The sequence below is a fragment of the Rathayibacter sp. AY1C5 genome (genome assembly GCF_002931705.1).
GTDB lineage: Bacteria > Actinomycetota > Actinomycetes > Actinomycetales > Microbacteriaceae > Rathayibacter.
In genome coordinates this window covers 1-13732 of record NZ_PSWD01000016.1, presented here as the reverse complement: position 1 = coordinate 13732, position 13732 = coordinate 1, and the positions used below count along the sequence as shown (strand labels likewise).

Here is a 13732-nt window from a genome sequence, read left to right as displayed (position 1 = left end):
CAATGGCTATTCGTAAGTACAAGCCCACGACCCCCGGTCGCCGCGGCTCCAGCGTTGCCGACTTCGCCGAGATCACCCGCTCGACGCCTGAGAAGTCGCTCCTGCGCCCGCTGTCCAAGACCGGTGGCCGCAACAACTCCGGCCGCATCACGACGCGTCACATCGGTGGTGGCCACAAGCGCCAGTACCGTCTGATCGACTTCCGTCGCAACGACAAGGACGGCGTCAACGCCAAGGTCGCTCACATCGAGTACGACCCCAACCGCACGGCGCGCATCGCGCTGCTCCACTTCGTGGACGGCACCAAGCGCTACATCCTGGCCCCGAACAAGCTCTCGCAGGGCGACGTCGTGGAGTCGGGCGCCGGCGCCGACATCAAGCCCGGCAACAACCTGCCGCTGCGCAACATCCCGACCGGTACGGTCATCCACGCCATCGAGATCAAGCCGGGAGGCGGCGCCAAGCTCGCCCGCTCGGCCGGCACCTCGGTCCGCCTCGTCGCCAAGGACGGCCCCTACGCGCAGCTCCGCCTGCCGTCGGGCGAGATCCGCAACGTCGATGCGCGCTGCCGCGCCACGATCGGCGAGGTCGGCAACGCCGAGCAGTCGAACATCAACTGGGGCAAGGCCGGCCGCATGCGCTGGAAGGGCGTCCGCCCGACCGTCCGCGGTGTCGCGATGAACCCGGTCGACCACCCGCACGGTGGTGGAGAGGGCAAGACCTCCGGTGGACGCCACCCGGTCAGCCCGTGGGGTCAGTCCGAGGGACGCACCCGTCGCCCCAACAAGGAGAGCGACAAGCTCATCGTTCGCCGCCGCACCGCCGGTAAGAAGCGCAAGTAGGAGTTGTAGAAGATGCCTCGCAGTCTCAAGAAGGGCCCCTTCGTTGACGACCACCTGCTCCGCAAGGTGTTCACGGCCAACGAAGCCGGCAACAAGAACGTCATCAAGACCTGGTCGCGCCGTTCGATGATCATCCCGGCGATGCTGGGCCACACCATCGCGGTCCACGACGGTCGCAAGCACATCCCCGTGTTCGTGACCGAGACCATGGTCGGCCACAAGCTCGGCGAGTTCGCCCCCACTCGGACCTTCCGCGGTCACGAGAAGGACGACAAGAAGGGCCGTCGCCGCTGACGCGGCGACGAGAAGGAGGAGAGAAATGGTGGAGTCGATCGCACGCGTGCGACACATCCGCGTCACCCCCCAGAAGGCTCGCCGTGTCGTGAACCTGATCCGCGGGAAGCAGGCGCAGGAGGCACTGGCCATCCTGAAGTTCGCGCCGCAGGGTGCGTCCGAGCCCGTCTACAAGCTCGTCGCCTCGGCGATGGCCAACGCTCGCGTCAAGGCCGATGCCTCGAACGAGTACCTCGACGACCAGGACCTGATCGTGTCCCGCGCCTTCGTCGATGAGGGAACCACCCTCAAGCGATTCCAGCCCCGTGCTCAGGGTCGTGCCTTCCGCATCAACAAGCGCACCAGCCACATCACCGTCGTGCTGGCCACTCCTGAGGAGGGGACCAAGTAATGGGTCAGAAAGTAAACCCCTACGGTTTCCGTCTGGGAATCACCACCGACCACGTGTCGCGCTGGTTCTCCGACAGCACCAAGAAGGGCCAGCGGTACAGCGACTACCTCGCCGAGGACGTCAAGATCCGCCGACTCCTCGCCACGCAGCTCGACCGTGCGGGCGTCGCCCGCATCGAGATCGAGCGCACCCGTGACCGCGTCCGCGTCGACATCCACACCGCCCGCCCGGGCATCGTGATCGGCCGCCGCGGCGCCGAGGCCGAGCGCATCCGCGCCGACCTCGAGAAGCTCACGGGCAAGCAGATCCAGCTCAACATCCTCGAGGTCAAGAACCCCGAGGCCGAGGCTCAGCTGGTCGCGCAGGGCATCGCCGAGCAGCTCTCCGCCCGCGTGGCCTTCCGCCGCGCGATGCGCAAGGGCCTGCAGGGCGCTCAGCGCGCCGGCGCCAAGGGCGTCCGCATCCAGGTCTCCGGCCGTCTCGGCGGCGCCGAGATGAGCCGCTCGGAGTTCTACCGCGAGGGACGCGTGCCGCTGCACACCCTCCGCGCGAACATCGACTACGGCTTCTACGAGGCGAAGACCACCTTCGGCCGCATCGGCGTGAAGGTCTGGATCTACAAGGGCGACATCACCAACAAGGAGCTCGCCCGCGAGCAGGCGAACAGCAAGTCGTCGCGCCCCGAGCGCAGCGACCGTCCGCGCCGTGCACCCCGCCAGCAGAGCGAGGCGCCCATCGCAGCAGGAGTTGAGGCATAACCATGTTGATTCCGCGTCGAGTCAAGCACCGCAAGCAGCACCACCCGGGCCGGTCCGGCCAGGCCACCGGTGGCACCAAGGTGTCGTTCGGTGAGTTCGGCATCCAGGCCCTCACCCCCGCCTACGTGACCAACCGTCAGATCGAGTCCGCTCGTATCGCGATGACGCGTCACATCAAGCGTGGCGGAAAGGTGTGGATCAACATCTACCCCGACCGTCCGCTCACCAAGAAGCCCGCCGAGACCCGCATGGGTTCCGGTAAGGGCTCGCCGGAGTGGTGGGTCGCGAACGTCAAGCCGGGTCGCGTCCTCTTCGAGGTCGCCGGCGTCGACGAGCAGCTCGCTCGTGAGGCCATGACCCGTGCCATCCACAAGCTGCCCCTCAAGGCACGCATCATCAAGCGCGAGGAGGGAGACGCGTAATGGCGATCGGATCCAAGGAGCTCGCCCCCGCCGAGCTCGACACCTACGAGGACGAGCGTCTCGTCACCGAGCTGAAGAAGGCCAAGGAGGAGCTGTTCAACCTCCGCTTCCAGTCGGCCACCGGTCAGCTGGACACCAACGGCCGCCTGCGTGCCGTCAAGCGCGACATCGCCCGCATCTACACGGTCATCCGTGAGCGCGAGCTGGGCATCCGCGCCACCCCCGCACCCGTCGAGGCCCCGGCCAAGGCGGAGAAGAAGCCCAAGACCAAGAAGGCCGCCAAGGCCGAGGTCGAGGCGACCGAGTCGAACGAGGAGGCCAAGTAATGGCAACCGTCAATGACAGCGCCGGCCACGAGTCGGCCGCCCACGACGTGAAGGAGGCGGGCGCTCGCGGATACCGCAAGACCCGTCGCGGCTACGTCACCAGCGACAAGATGGACAAGACCATCGTCGTCGAGGTCGAGGACCGGGTGAAGCACCCGCTGTACGGCAAGGTCATCCGCCGTACGTCCAAGGTCAAGGTCCACGACGAGCTGAACTCCGCCGGCATCGGCGACTCCGTCGTCATCAGCGAGACCCGTCCCCTCAGCGCCACCAAGCGCTGGCGCCTGGTCGAGATCCTCGAGAAGGCCAAGTAGGCCGCGGCCTACTTGAGTTAGCAGGAGAGACACATGCTTCAGCAAGAATCCCGAGTCAAGGTCGCCGACAACACCGGCGCCAAGATGCTCCTCACCATCCGCGTCCTCGGAGGCTCCGGCCGCCGCTACGCGGGCCTCGGTGACATCATCGTCGCCACCGTCAAGGACGCGATCCCCGGTGGCAACGTGAAGAAGGGCGACGTGGTCAAGGCCGTCATCGTCCGCACCATCAAGCAGACCCGTCGCGCCGACGGCTCGTACATCAAGTTCGACGAGAACGCCGCCGTCATCCTCAAGAACGACGGGGACCCCCGTGGCACCCGCATCTTCGGACCGGTCGGTCGCGAGCTCCGCGACAAGAAGTTCATGAAGATCGTCTCGCTGGCACCGGAGGTTATCTAGTCATGGCCAAGATCAAGAAGGGTGACCTCGTCCAGGTCATCTCGGGCGCTACCCAGGCCCGCGGTGGAGACCGCGGCAAGCAGGGCAAGGTCCTCGAGGTGCTGGTCGAGCGCAACCGCGTCGTCGTCGAGGGCGTGAACTTCGTCAAGAAGCACGTCCGCGTCGGCCAGACGCAGCGCGGCTCGAAGGAGGGCGGCATCGAGACCGTCGAGGCCTCGATCCACATCTCCAACGTCGCGCTCGTCGACCCGAAGACCAAGAAGCCGACCCGGGTCGGCCACCGCAACGTGGCCGTCACCAAGGACGGCGTGACCAAGACCGTTCGCGTGCGCTACGCGAAGGCGTCGGGTGAGGAACTGTAATGACTGACACCACCGCAGTGGCTGCGAAGGTTCAGCCGCGGCTCAAGGCCAAGTACCAGGCCGACATCATCCCCGCTCTCAAGGAGCAGTTCGGCTTCGGCAACGTCCACCAGGTCCCCGGCCTGGTCAAGGTCGTCGTCAACACCGGTGTCGGTGAGGCCGCCCGCGACGGCAAGATCATTGACGGCGCGGTCAAGGACCTCACCGCCATCACCGGTCAGAAGCCGCAGGTCACCAAGGCCCGCAAGTCCATCGCGCAGTTCAAGCTGCGCGAGGGTCAGGCCATCGGCGCTCACGTCACCCTCCGGGGCGACCGCGCCTGGGAGTTCCTGGACCGCCTGCTCTCGGTGGCGCTGCCCCGCATCCGCGACTTCCGCGGGCTGTCGGACCGCCAGTTCGACGGCAACGGCAACTACACCTTCGGCATCACGGAGCAGTCGATCTTCCACGAGATCGACCAGGACCGCATCGACCGCGTCCGCGGCTTCGACGTGACCGTCGTGACCACCGCCAAGACCGACGACGAGGGTCGCGCGCTGCTCAAGCAGCTCGGCTTCCCGTTCAAGTCGTCGGACAACGCGTAAGCAGCAAGCCTCGAGGCCGGGGGACGGTGAGAACCGCCCTCCGGCCTCGTCGTGCGTCCGCCGCCGGACCGGTCCGTCCGGAGCCGGCGGCGGGCGCCACGCGGGATCCCCGGATCCCGTGCACGATCGGCCCTCGACCGCAGGACCTCGGCCATGTAGCATGGCTCGTTGGCCTGCGTTCGCGCGGCCGCATGGGCGTCGACGTCGTCGGCGCCGTCCCACACCACAGGTCGTCACTCTTGTAAAGGGTGCCGAAACCAGGCGAGAAAGGCACCATCAGCCATGACCATGACTGATCCGGTCGCAGATCTGCTGACCAGAATCCGTAACGCGAACTCCGCGCACCACGACTCCATCACCCTCCCGGGCTCGAAGCTCAAGGCGAACATCGCCGAGATCCTCAAGACCGAGGGCTACATCGCCGACTGGAAGGTCGAGGAGGCGCGCGTCGGCACGACGCTCTCCATCTCCCTCAAGTACGGCCCGAACCGCGAGCGCTCGATCGCCGGCATCAAGCGGGTCTCGAAGCCCGGACTCCGCGTGTACGCGAAGTCGGCCGAGATCCCCACCGTGCTCGGCGGCCTCGGCGTCGCCATCCTGTCCACCTCGAGCGGTCTCCTGACCGACCGCCAGGCCGAGAAGAAGGGCGTGGGTGGGGAAGTCCTCGCCTACGTGTGGTAACCCCTCATGTCGCGTATTGGAAGACTCCCCATCGAGATCCCGGCGGGCGTCGACGTCTCCGTCGCCGGATCCGCTGTGACCGTCAAGGGCCCCAAGGGCGAGCTGACCGTCTCGGTCGCCAGCCCCATCCAGGTGTCCGTCGAGAACGGCCAGGTGCTGGTCTCGCGTCCCGACGACGAGCGCGAGTCGCGCTCGCTCCACGGCCTCACCCGCACGCTCATCGCGAACGACATCATCGGTGTCACGCAGGGCTACTCCAAGGGCCTCGAGGTCGTCGGAACCGGTTACCGCGTGCTGGCGAAGGGCTCGGACATCGAGTTCGCGCTCGGCTTCTCGCACCCGGTCGTCGTCACCCCGCCCGCGGGCATCTCGTTCACGGTCGAGGGCAACAACAAGCTCACCGTGCACGGCATCTCGAAGCAGGCCGTCGGTGAGGTAGCCGCCAACATTCGTAAGATCCGCAAGCCCGAGCCCTACAAGGGCAAGGGCGTGCGCTACGCCGGCGAGGTCGTTCGCCGCAAGGCCGGAAAGAGCGGTAAGTGATCATGGGACTCGGAACCAGAGGAAAGAGCAAGTCCGCTGCGCGCGGTCGTCGTCACGACCGTCTGCGCAAGAAGGTCGTCGGATCCGCCGAGCGCCCCCGCCTCGTCGTCAACCGCTCGGCCCGCCACGTCTTCGTGCAGGTCGTCGACGACGCTCAGGGCCGCACCCTCGCGTCGGCGTCGACCCTCGAGGCCGACCTGCGCGTGTTCGACGGCGACAAGACCGCCAAGGCCCGCAAGGTCGGCGAGCTCGTCGCCGAGCGCGCCAAGAACGCCGGTGTCGAGGCGGTCGTCTTCGACCGCGGAGGCAACAAGTACGCCGGTCGCGTCGCCGCGATCGCCGATGGAGCACGAGAGGCAGGGCTCAACCTGTGAGCGCCGCAGAGAACAAGGAACCCGAGGTCGCCGCTGTGTCGGAGGCCCCCGTCGAGACCGCTGCGTCCACGCAGCCGCAGCAGGAGGCTCGTGAGCCCCGCCGCGGCGGCCGCGACCGCAACCAGGGTGGCCGCGACCGCGGTGGCCGTGACGCCGAGAAGAGCCAGTTCCTCGAGCGCGTCGTGACCATCAACCGCGTGTCGAAGGTCGTCAAGGGCGGCCGTCGCTTCAGCTTCACCGCGCTCGTGGTCGTCGGAGACGGCAACGGACTGGTGGGCGTCGGCTACGGCAAGGCCCGCGAGGTCCCGACCGCCATCTCCAAGGGCGTCGAGGAGGCGAAGAAGAACTTCTTCCGCGTCCCCCGCGTCGCCTCGACCATCCCGCACCCCGTCCAGGGTGAGGCCGCCGCCGGTGTGGTGCTCCTGCGCCCCGCCGCCGCGGGTACCGGTGTCATCGCCGGCGGTCCCGTCCGCGCCGTCCTCGAGTGCGCCGGCATCCACGACGTCCTGAGCAAGTCGCTCGGCTCGTCGAACACCATCAACATCGTCCACGCGACCGTCGAGGCTCTGAAGCAGCTCGAGGAGCCGCGCGCCGTCGCCGCTCGTCGTGGTCTCGACTTCGACCAGGTCGCGCCGGCACGTCTCGTCCGTGCCGAGGCCGACGCCCTCGCCGCCGCGTCCAACGCGAAGGCAGGTGCCTGATGGCCCAGCTCAAGGTGACCCAGATCAAGTCGAAGGTCAGCGAGAAGCAGTACCAGCGCGACACGCTGCGCTCGCTCGGCCTCAGGAAGATCGGTCAGAGCGTCGTCCGCGAGGACAACGCCCAGAACCGCGGATACGTGAAGACCGTCGCCCACCTGGTGAAGGTCGAGGAGATTGACTAATGGCTGAGACGAAGAAGGCCGCCGCCGCGGAGTCCACGACTCCCGCGCAGGCGACCACCACGAAGGGCGCGGCGGCGCCGGCGACCAAGGAGCACGTGCTCAAGGTCCACCACCTCCGCCCCGCTGCCGGAGCCAAGAAGGCCAAGACCCGCGTGGGTCGCGGTGAGGGCTCCAAGGGAAAGACCGCCGGTCGCGGCACCAAGGGCACCAAGGCCCGCTACCAGGTGCGCGTCGGCTTCGAGGGTGGGCAGATGCCGCTGCACATGCGCACCCCGAAGCTCCGCGGCTTCAAGAACCCGTTCCGGGTCGAGTACCAGGTCGTGAACCTGTCCGCTCTCGCGGAGCTCTACCCCCAGGGCGGCGACGTCACCATCGGCGACCTGGTCGCCAAGGGTGCTGTCCGCAAGAACGAGAAGGTCAAAGTCCTCGGGGACGGCGACATTGCGGTTAAGCTGAACGTCGCGGTCGACAAGGTCTCCAGCTCTGCCGAGCAGAAGATCGTCGCTGCGGGCGGATCCATCAAGTAGCACCAGCAGCTTGTCGGTCGAGCTTGTCACGCCGACTCCCTCCGGGAGCGCGTGGCAAGCTCGACCTGTATCCCGCACCACAGAATTGAGCAGGAGACCTTAGGTAGTGTTTGGCGCCGTTGCGCGGATCTTCCGCACCCCCGACCTCCGCCGCAAGATCGGCTTCACCCTCGCGATCGTGGCGATCTTCCGGCTGGGATCCTTCATCCCTGCTCCGTTCGTCGACTTCAGCGCCGTGCAGGCCTGTCTCGCCGGCAACCAGGGCACCTCGGGTCTCTACGAGCTCGTGAACCTCTTCAGCGGTGGAGCACTGCTCCAGCTGTCGATCTTCGCGCTCGGGATCATGCCGTACATCACGGCGTCGATCATCGTGCAGCTGCTGCGCGTGGTCATCCCTCACTTCGAGACCCTGTACAAGGAGGGGCAGTCCGGTCAGGGCAAGCTCACCCAGTACACGCGGTACCTCACCATCGCGCTCGGCGTCCTCCAGTCGACGACGCTGATCACCGTCGCCCGCTCGGGCGCCCTCTTCGGCAACTCCGGCGTCCCGGAGTGCTCGGCGCTCATCATCACCGACGAGTGGTACTCCATCCTCCTCATGGTCATCACCATGACCGCGGGCACCGGGATCATCATGTGGATGGGCGAGCTCATCACCGAGCGCGGCATCGGCAACGGCATGTCGCTGCTGATCTTCACCTCGATCGCCGCCCAGTTCCCCACCTCCCTGTGGTCGATCGCGCAGTCGCGCGGCTTCGAGACCTTCCTCCTCGTCCTCGGCGTGGGCCTCGTGCTCGTGGTCGCCGTGGTCTTCGTGGAGCAGTCGCAGCGGCGGATCCCCGTGCAGTACGCCAAGCGGATGGTCGGCCGCCGCACCTACGGCGGCAACAACACCTACATCCCGATCAAGGTCAACATGGCCGGCGTCGTGCCCGTCATCTTCGCCTCGTCGCTGCTGTACCTGCCCGCGCTCATCGCGCAGTTCAACCAGCCCGCCGCTGGCCAGGAGGCCCCGGTCTGGGTCACCTGGATCACGAACTACCTCACCAAGGGCGATCACCCGCTCTACATGGCGCTGTACTTCCTCCTGATCGTGGGCTTCACCTACTTCTACGTCGCGATCACCTTCAACCCGGACGAGGTCGCCGACAACATGAAGCGCTACGGCGGCTTCATCCCCGGCATCCGCGCCGGCCGCCCGACCGCCGAGTACCTCAACTACGTGCTCACCCGGGTGACGCTGCCCGGATCGGTCTACCTCGGCCTCATCGCGCTCGTGCCCCTCGTGGCCCTCGCGCTGGTCGGTGCGAACCAGAACTTCCCCTTCGGCGGCACGTCCATCCTGATCATCGTCGGAGTCGGCCTGGAGACGGTGAAGCAGATCGACTCCCAGCTGCAGCAGCGCCACTACGAAGGACTCCTCCGATGACGTCGCACCCGATCGGCTTCCGTCTCCTGCTGATCGGCCCTCCCGGCGCAGGCAAGGGGACCCAGGCCGCTCGGCTGAGCGACATCCTCCGGGTGCCCGCCATCTCGACCGGGGACATCTTCCGCGCGAACGTCGCCAACGAGACCGAGCTCGGTCTCCAGGCGAAGGCCTACCTCGACAACGGGCGCTACGTGCCGGACGAGCTGACCAACGCGATCGTGCACGACCGCCTCCAGGAGGCGGACGCGTCGACCGGGTTCCTGCTTGACGGCTACCCGCGCACCACGGAGCAGGTCGACGAGCTCGACCGCATCCTCGCCGCGGACGACAACCGGCTCGACGCGGTCGTCCAGCTGACGGCCGATCCCGACGAGGTCGTCGGCCGCCTGCTCAAGCGCTCGCTCGAGCAGGGGCGCAGCGACGACACCGAGGACGTCATCCGGCGCCGACTCGCGCTCTACGAGGAGCAGACCGCTCCGCTCATCGACGTCTACGCGGCCCGCGGGCTCGTGGTCGTGGTCGACGGCCTCGGGCCGGTCGACGAGGTGACCGAGCGGATCGTCGTCGCCCTCGAGGGCCACCGCGTGGGCCGCCTCGACACCCCGGCCGCCTGAGCCGTGGCGTTCCGCTCCTCGCTCTACAAGACGCCCGCGCAGCTGCGGTCGATGCTCGCTCCGGGCCTCGCCACGGCCGCCTCGCTCGACGCGGTCCGCGCGGCGGTCCGCCCGGGCGTCACCACGCTCGAGCTCGACGCGATCGCCGAGGCGGCGATCGTCGCGCTCGGCGGCCACTCGAACTTCCAGCTCGTCCCGGGCTACCGGCACACGATCTGCGCCTCGGTCAACGACGAGGTGGTCCACGGCATCCCCGGCGGGCGCGTGCTCGAGCCGGGCGACCTGGTCTCCATCGACAGCGGCGCCGAGATCGACGGCTGGAACGGCGACTCCGCGATGACGGTGGTCCTGCCCGATCCCTCCCGCCCGGAGGAGGTCGCGGCACGCGCCGAGCTCTCGCGGGTGACCGAGGGATCCCTGTGGCGGGGGATCGCCGCCCTCGCCTCCGCCCGCCATCTCAACGAGGTCGGCGCGGCGATCGAGGAGTACATCGAGGACGAGGCCGAGCGCTCGGGCCGCGTCTACGGCATCCTCACCGACTACATCGGCCACGGCATCGGGCGCACCATGCACGAGGCTCCGCCGGTCTTCAACTACCGGGTGCGCCAGCGCGGCCCCGAGGTGAAGCCGGGACTCGTCGTCGCGATCGAGCCTATGGTCACCGCGGGCAGCGCCGAGACCTTCGTCCGCGAGGACGAGTGGACGGTCGCGACCGAGGACAGCAGCATGGCCGCCCACTGGGAGCACTCCGTCGCCGTGCACCACGACGGCATCTGGGTCACCACGCTCGCCGACGGCGGCGCGGCCGGCCTCGCCCCCTACGGGATCGTGCCGACGCCCTTCGCGTAAAGGCCCCCAGCTCAGAGCTCCTCCGATCCGATGCGGAGGGAGGGTGCTGTCGTCCTCTCGCGACTGGCTCGGGTCTGGCGGGCGCCCGCAGGGCGCGGGATGGCGCGAGAGGGCGACAGCACCCTCTCGATCCCTGTCTGAGCGGACAGTCAGCTGTCGATCACCCGCACCAGCTCCTCGATGAAGCCGCCGAAGTCCGTGGAGCGCCGGATGAGGCGCTGCACCTCCGCCCGGTCGGCGAACACCTCGACGAACTGGTCGAACACCGACTGGAAGGTGCTGCGGCCGGCCGAGGCGAACGCGATCATCGCGATCACGTTCACCCGCTGCTCGCCCCACTCCATCGCGGTGTCGTTCACGACGATCGCGATGGAGGTGCGGCGGGCGCTCATCGCCATCGCGTGCGGGACCGCGAGGTTGTCGGTGAACGCCGTGGAGCTCATCCGCTCGCGCTCGATGGCGCCGTCGACGTAGTCCTCGTCGATGATGCCGCCGGCGATCATCCGCTCGCCCAGCATCCGGATCATCGCCGCCTCATCGCGCGCGTGTACGTTGCGGAAGAACAGCTCCTCGTCGAAGAACTGCAGCAGCTCGTCCTTGATCTGCGCGCGGCGGCGGTGCCGGCGGACGCGGGCGATGGCCCGGCGTACCGTCTCGACGTCGTGGTCGGTGAGGAACGGCTGCACGACCACGACGTCATCGGACGCGGGGCGCTCGTCGATCGTGGTGATCACGAGGTCGGCGGTGAGCCGGTCCCAGTCGACGTCGCTCCGCGTGATCAGCGAGCGCACCTCCACCTCGGTGCCGAGCGAGCGCTCGACGCGCAGGCGCAGCATGTGAGCGAGGTCGTAGTAGTTGGGGCAGACGATCACGCAGGACAGACGCTCCTCCCGCCGGGACACCCGCTCGAGGAACGAGCCGACGTGGAGGGCGATGTAGGCGATCTCGTCCTCGTTGACCACGACGCCCCGACGGCGCTGCAGCCCGCTCGCCAGGAACACGGCGATCTCGTAGGTCATCGGGTAGCTGGTCTTGATCGAGCGGGTGAGCGGGTTGCGAGAGTAGCCGCCCTCGGCGGCCCGGGCGATCAGGTTCCGAACGTGCAGGGCGAGGCGGACGATGAAGCCCTCGTCGTCCAGGTCGACCAGGTACTCGCGGTTGACGTCGGCGACGAGCTCGCGGACGACGGCGAGGTCCTCCGGGTCGAGGTAGTTCTCGACCACGGCGGCGACCGGCTCGTTCTGCCCGGGCGTCGCCACCCGCGTCGTCATCAGGATCGCGAGCTGGGCGAGCTCGGCGTCGGTCAGGCGCGTCGCGAAGTGCCGCTCCACCAGCTCCGCCAGCAGGGCCGCGAGCTCGCCGTGGATCGCGGGGGAGGGGCGGGAGCCGGAGGGGTCCCCGATGCCCCGGGCGACGCGGTCGACGGCGATCGCGATGTGGAGGAGGACGCTGTTCACGCCGTAGTCGTTGATGTAGTAGCCGCGGGTCTCGAGCTCGGCCAGCAGCTCGGTCTTGAAGGCGCCGAGGCCGGGGGAGGCGAACTCGCGCTGGACGTCGTCGAGCGTGAAGACGCCCTGCGCGCTCTCGTCGCGGAACATCCGCGAGATCAGGCGGCGGCGGGCCTCCTCGCTGCCCTCGAGGCGCACCGACGGGCCGCGCCGGACCAGCCCGAGGCCGGCCTCGTCGGCGAGGGCCTTCACCCGGCGCAGATCGGCGTCGACGGTCGACTCGCTCACCGACAGCGCGTCGGCGAGGGCGAAGACGTCCAGGCCCTCGTCGGAGTCGACCAGGCGGCGGACGATGCTGTACAGCCGGTCGCGCGGGGTGTCGGGCTCGACGTCGCGGCTGCGCTGCGCCTCCAGGTAGGCCGCGTACGCCTCGCGCGCGAGCCGGTAGCCGTTCGCGGAGGACTCGACCGGCTCCAGCGGGGCGGCCTGCGCCTTCACCGCGGTGACGTAGCTCCGGACGCTGCGGGTGGTGACTCCGAGCCTGTCGGCGAGCTCGTGCGCCGTCACCCAGCCGTCGGCGCGGGAGAGGTACTCCAGCAGTCGTTCGCGGTTGTCAGGCATCAGGCTCCAGGCGTGCGGTCGGACCGGGCGCCGGGAGCGCCACGACCCTGCCGCGGGCCCGCAGGACGCGGGCGGCGAGTCGTACGTCCCGTCAGTCAATCACCCCGGCGACGCGCCCGGGAGCCCCCGCGCCGCGGGTGGAAGGGGCCGTCTTCCGCCCCCGCGGAAGATTGTCTGCTGGAGGGTGCCGCCCCTCCGAGGGGATGCTTGGATGAATCACGACCCGGACGCGAGGAGGCGAACGAGGTGCGGAAGATCCTGATCGTCTGCGGTGCAGGCGCGTCGAGCACGTTCCTGGCCCACCGGCTGCGAGCGGGCGCGAAGGAGCGCGGCATGGATGCCGTGTTCCGCTCCGAGACCCTCACCGGTCTCGACCACTCCCTCCCCGAGGCCGACGTCCTCCTCGTGGGGCCGCACCTCGAGTCGCAGTTCGACGGACTCCGCCACCGTGCGGAGCTCGTGGGAGCCGCGGCCGCCCTCCTCCCGCCCGATGTCTTCGGAGCGCACGGTGCCGATGCCGTGCTCGAGACCCTGCCCGTCCTCTTCGCCGCTCGCGCGGTCGTCGCAGGCGCGGACGGGGACTCCTCCACCCGCCCGGTCCGTCCGGGCGAGCCCGACTCCGGGCACCACTGATGCAGTCGCGACTGCAGGATCAAGGAGAAACGTTCATGGTCGAGCGCACCGTGCAGGTTGCATCGTCGAAGGGCCTCCACGCCCGCCCCGCCTCGCTCTTCAGCCAGGCCGCGGCGAAGTCGGGTCAGAAGGTCCTCGTCGCCAAGGGCGACGCGACCCCGGTCAACGCCGCGTCGATCCTCGGGATCATCTCGCTCGGCATCGAGCACGGCGACGAGCTCACCGTCAGCGTCGAGGGCGACAACGAGCAGGCCGTGCTCGAGGAGCTCGCGACCTTCCTCACCACCGACCACGACGCGTGACGCGGAGCGTCACGCAAGGCGGCCGGCCCCGGCGCCCACGGCGCCGGTAGCCGCGGCAGCCCCTGGAGCGTGACGGCGACCCTCACCGGGTCGCATCAGGCGCCTGCGAGACCCGGCCCCGCCGGCCCCACGC

The 13732-nt window shown here is 68.7% G+C and carries 22 protein-coding genes; 21 read left to right on the top strand and 1 reads right to left on the bottom strand.

Going from position 1 to position 13732, the window contains the following annotated elements:
- Positions 1–2: 2 nt before the first annotated feature.
- From rplB to map, 19 genes are all read left to right on the top strand, one after another.
- Positions 3–842, top strand: a complete 840-nt coding sequence (gene rplB / locus C5C57_RS11860; protein ID WP_068251462.1) for a 50S ribosomal protein L2 — start codon at positions 3–5, stop codon at positions 840–842.
- A 12-nt stretch (positions 843–854) separates the two neighbouring features.
- Entirely contained in the window at positions 855–1136 is a 282-nt protein-coding gene (gene rpsS / locus C5C57_RS11855) for a 30S ribosomal protein S19 (protein ID WP_055787078.1), read from the top strand.
- Positions 1137–1161: 25 nt separating this feature from the next.
- Positions 1162–1527, top strand: coding sequence for a 50S ribosomal protein L22 (rplV, locus tag C5C57_RS11850; RefSeq protein WP_077221988.1), 366 nt, complete (start codon positions 1162–1164; stop codon positions 1525–1527).
- Positions 1527–2285 (top strand): 30S ribosomal protein S3, encoded by a 759-nt coding sequence (gene rpsC / locus C5C57_RS11845; protein ID WP_104260914.1) that lies wholly within the window; start codon positions 1527–1529, stop codon positions 2283–2285. The genes rplV and rpsC overlap by 1 nt, the downstream gene beginning before the upstream one ends.
- Before the next feature lie 2 nt (positions 2286–2287).
- The gene (rplP, locus tag C5C57_RS11840) at positions 2288–2707 is read left to right on the top strand and encodes a 50S ribosomal protein L16 (protein WP_068209436.1); all 420 of its coding nucleotides are present in this window, start codon (positions 2288–2290) and stop codon (positions 2705–2707) included.
- On the top strand, positions 2707–3033 hold the full coding sequence (gene rpmC / locus C5C57_RS11835; RefSeq protein WP_104224564.1) for a 50S ribosomal protein L29: 327 nt from the start codon (positions 2707–2709) through the stop codon (positions 3031–3033). The genes rplP and rpmC overlap by 1 nt, the downstream gene beginning before the upstream one ends.
- A complete protein-coding gene (gene rpsQ / locus C5C57_RS11830; RefSeq protein WP_104224563.1) occupies positions 3033–3347 on the top strand; it encodes a 30S ribosomal protein S17 in 315 nt (104 codons plus the stop codon). The genes rpmC and rpsQ overlap by 1 nt, the downstream gene beginning before the upstream one ends.
- A gap of 33 nt (positions 3348–3380) precedes the next feature.
- Positions 3381–3749: a 50S ribosomal protein L14 gene (gene rplN, locus C5C57_RS11825; protein WP_104224562.1), complete on the top strand. Its 369-nt coding sequence runs from the start codon at positions 3381–3383 to the stop codon at positions 3747–3749.
- 2 nt (positions 3750–3751) lie between these two features.
- Positions 3752–4111 carry a 50S ribosomal protein L24 gene (gene rplX, locus C5C57_RS11820; protein WP_104224561.1) on the top strand — a complete coding sequence of 120 codons (360 nt, stop codon included), beginning with the start codon at positions 3752–3754 and terminating at the stop codon, positions 4109–4111.
- On the top strand, positions 4111–4695 hold the full coding sequence (rplE, locus tag C5C57_RS11815) for a 50S ribosomal protein L5 (protein ID WP_068209425.1): 585 nt from the start codon (positions 4111–4113) through the stop codon (positions 4693–4695). Before rplX ends, rplE begins: the two co-directional genes overlap by 1 nt.
- A 282-nt stretch (positions 4696–4977) precedes the next feature.
- Complete coding sequence (rpsH, locus tag C5C57_RS11810; protein ID WP_068209423.1) at positions 4978–5376, top strand: 30S ribosomal protein S8; 399 nt, start codon at positions 4978–4980, stop codon at positions 5374–5376.
- Positions 5377–5382: 6 nt separating this feature from the next.
- Positions 5383–5919: a 50S ribosomal protein L6 gene (rplF, locus tag C5C57_RS11805; RefSeq protein ID WP_104224560.1), complete on the top strand. Its 537-nt coding sequence runs from the start codon at positions 5383–5385 to the stop codon at positions 5917–5919.
- A gap of 2 nt (positions 5920–5921) precedes the next feature.
- Positions 5922–6293 carry a 50S ribosomal protein L18 gene (gene rplR, locus C5C57_RS11800; protein WP_056037296.1) on the top strand — a complete coding sequence of 124 codons (372 nt, stop codon included), beginning with the start codon at positions 5922–5924 and terminating at the stop codon, positions 6291–6293.
- Entirely contained in the window at positions 6290–6994 is a 705-nt protein-coding gene (rpsE, locus tag C5C57_RS11795) for a 30S ribosomal protein S5 (protein WP_104224559.1), read from the top strand. Before rplR ends, rpsE begins: the two co-directional genes overlap by 4 nt.
- Entirely contained in the window at positions 6994–7176 is a 183-nt protein-coding gene (gene rpmD, locus C5C57_RS11790; protein WP_181024623.1) for a 50S ribosomal protein L30, read from the top strand. Before rpsE ends, rpmD begins: the two co-directional genes overlap by 1 nt.
- A complete protein-coding gene (gene rplO / locus C5C57_RS11785; protein WP_104226755.1) occupies positions 7176–7703 on the top strand; it encodes a 50S ribosomal protein L15 in 528 nt (175 codons plus the stop codon). The genes rpmD and rplO overlap by 1 nt, the downstream gene beginning before the upstream one ends.
- Positions 7704–7809: 106 nt before the next feature.
- Positions 7810–9132, top strand: a complete 1323-nt coding sequence (gene secY / locus C5C57_RS11780) for a preprotein translocase subunit SecY (protein WP_104224557.1) — start codon at positions 7810–7812, stop codon at positions 9130–9132.
- Positions 9129–9746 carry an adenylate kinase gene (locus tag C5C57_RS11775; RefSeq protein ID WP_181028829.1) on the top strand — a complete coding sequence of 206 codons (618 nt, stop codon included), beginning with the start codon at positions 9129–9131 and terminating at the stop codon, positions 9744–9746. Before secY ends, C5C57_RS11775 begins: the two co-directional genes overlap by 4 nt.
- 3 nt (positions 9747–9749) lie before the next feature.
- Positions 9750–10595, top strand: coding sequence for a type I methionyl aminopeptidase (gene map / locus C5C57_RS11770; RefSeq protein ID WP_104226753.1), 846 nt, complete (start codon positions 9750–9752; stop codon positions 10593–10595).
- A gap of 149 nt (positions 10596–10744) precedes the next feature.
- On the opposite strand, the gene C5C57_RS11765 is transcribed toward map, so the two are convergent.
- Positions 10745–12664 carry a BglG family transcription antiterminator gene (locus C5C57_RS11765; RefSeq protein WP_104260916.1) on the bottom strand — a complete coding sequence of 640 codons (1920 nt, stop codon included), beginning with the start codon at positions 12662–12664 and terminating at the stop codon, positions 10745–10747.
- A gap of 207 nt (positions 12665–12871) precedes the next feature.
- Here C5C57_RS11765 and C5C57_RS11760 point away from each other — a divergent pair, with 207 nt between their 5' ends.
- Together C5C57_RS11760 and C5C57_RS11755 are read left to right on the top strand one after the other, a co-directional pair.
- Complete coding sequence (locus C5C57_RS11760; RefSeq protein WP_181065531.1) at positions 12872–13297, top strand: PTS sugar transporter subunit IIB; 426 nt, start codon at positions 12872–12874, stop codon at positions 13295–13297.
- Positions 13298–13332: 35 nt separating this feature from the next.
- A complete protein-coding gene (locus C5C57_RS11755; RefSeq protein WP_104224553.1) occupies positions 13333–13599 on the top strand; it encodes an HPr family phosphocarrier protein in 267 nt (88 codons plus the stop codon).
- Positions 13600–13732: the final 133 nt, after the last annotated feature.

What these genes read in the sequence shown, in the direction of transcription:
- rplB (WP_068251462.1), top strand. Translation starts at nt 3, where the DNA reads ATGGCTATTCGTAAGTACAAGCCCACGACCCCCGGTCGCCGCGGCTCC.
- rpsS (WP_055787078.1), top strand. Translation starts at nt 855, where the DNA reads ATGCCTCGCAGTCTCAAGAAGGGCCCCTTCGTTGACGACCACCTGCTC.
- rplV (WP_077221988.1), top strand. Translation starts at nt 1,162, where the DNA reads ATGGTGGAGTCGATCGCACGCGTGCGACACATCCGCGTCACCCCCCAG.
- rpsC (WP_104260914.1), top strand. Translation starts at nt 1,527, where the DNA reads ATGGGTCAGAAAGTAAACCCCTACGGTTTCCGTCTGGGAATCACCACC.
- rplP (WP_068209436.1), top strand. Translation starts at nt 2,288, where the DNA reads ATGTTGATTCCGCGTCGAGTCAAGCACCGCAAGCAGCACCACCCGGGC.
- rpmC (WP_104224564.1), top strand. Translation starts at nt 2,707, where the DNA reads ATGGCGATCGGATCCAAGGAGCTCGCCCCCGCCGAGCTCGACACCTAC.
- rpsQ (WP_104224563.1), top strand. Translation starts at nt 3,033, where the DNA reads ATGGCAACCGTCAATGACAGCGCCGGCCACGAGTCGGCCGCCCACGAC.
- rplN (WP_104224562.1), top strand. Translation starts at nt 3,381, where the DNA reads ATGCTTCAGCAAGAATCCCGAGTCAAGGTCGCCGACAACACCGGCGCC.
- rplX (WP_104224561.1), top strand. Translation starts at nt 3,752, where the DNA reads ATGGCCAAGATCAAGAAGGGTGACCTCGTCCAGGTCATCTCGGGCGCT.
- rplE (WP_068209425.1), top strand. Translation starts at nt 4,111, where the DNA reads ATGACTGACACCACCGCAGTGGCTGCGAAGGTTCAGCCGCGGCTCAAG.
- rpsH (WP_068209423.1), top strand. Translation starts at nt 4,978, where the DNA reads ATGACCATGACTGATCCGGTCGCAGATCTGCTGACCAGAATCCGTAAC.
- rplF (WP_104224560.1), top strand. Translation starts at nt 5,383, where the DNA reads ATGTCGCGTATTGGAAGACTCCCCATCGAGATCCCGGCGGGCGTCGAC.
- rplR (WP_056037296.1), top strand. Translation starts at nt 5,922, where the DNA reads ATGGGACTCGGAACCAGAGGAAAGAGCAAGTCCGCTGCGCGCGGTCGT.
- rpmD (WP_181024623.1), top strand. Translation starts at nt 6,994, where the DNA reads ATGGCCCAGCTCAAGGTGACCCAGATCAAGTCGAAGGTCAGCGAGAAG.
- rplO (WP_104226755.1), top strand. Translation starts at nt 7,176, where the DNA reads ATGGCTGAGACGAAGAAGGCCGCCGCCGCGGAGTCCACGACTCCCGCG.
- C5C57_RS11775 (WP_181028829.1), top strand. Translation starts at nt 9,129, where the DNA reads ATGACGTCGCACCCGATCGGCTTCCGTCTCCTGCTGATCGGCCCTCCC.
- C5C57_RS11765 (WP_104260916.1), bottom strand. Translation starts at nt 12,664, where the DNA reads ATGCCTGACAACCGCGAACGACTGCTGGAGTACCTCTCCCGCGCCGAC.
- C5C57_RS11755 (WP_104224553.1), top strand. Translation starts at nt 13,333, where the DNA reads ATGGTCGAGCGCACCGTGCAGGTTGCATCGTCGAAGGGCCTCCACGCC.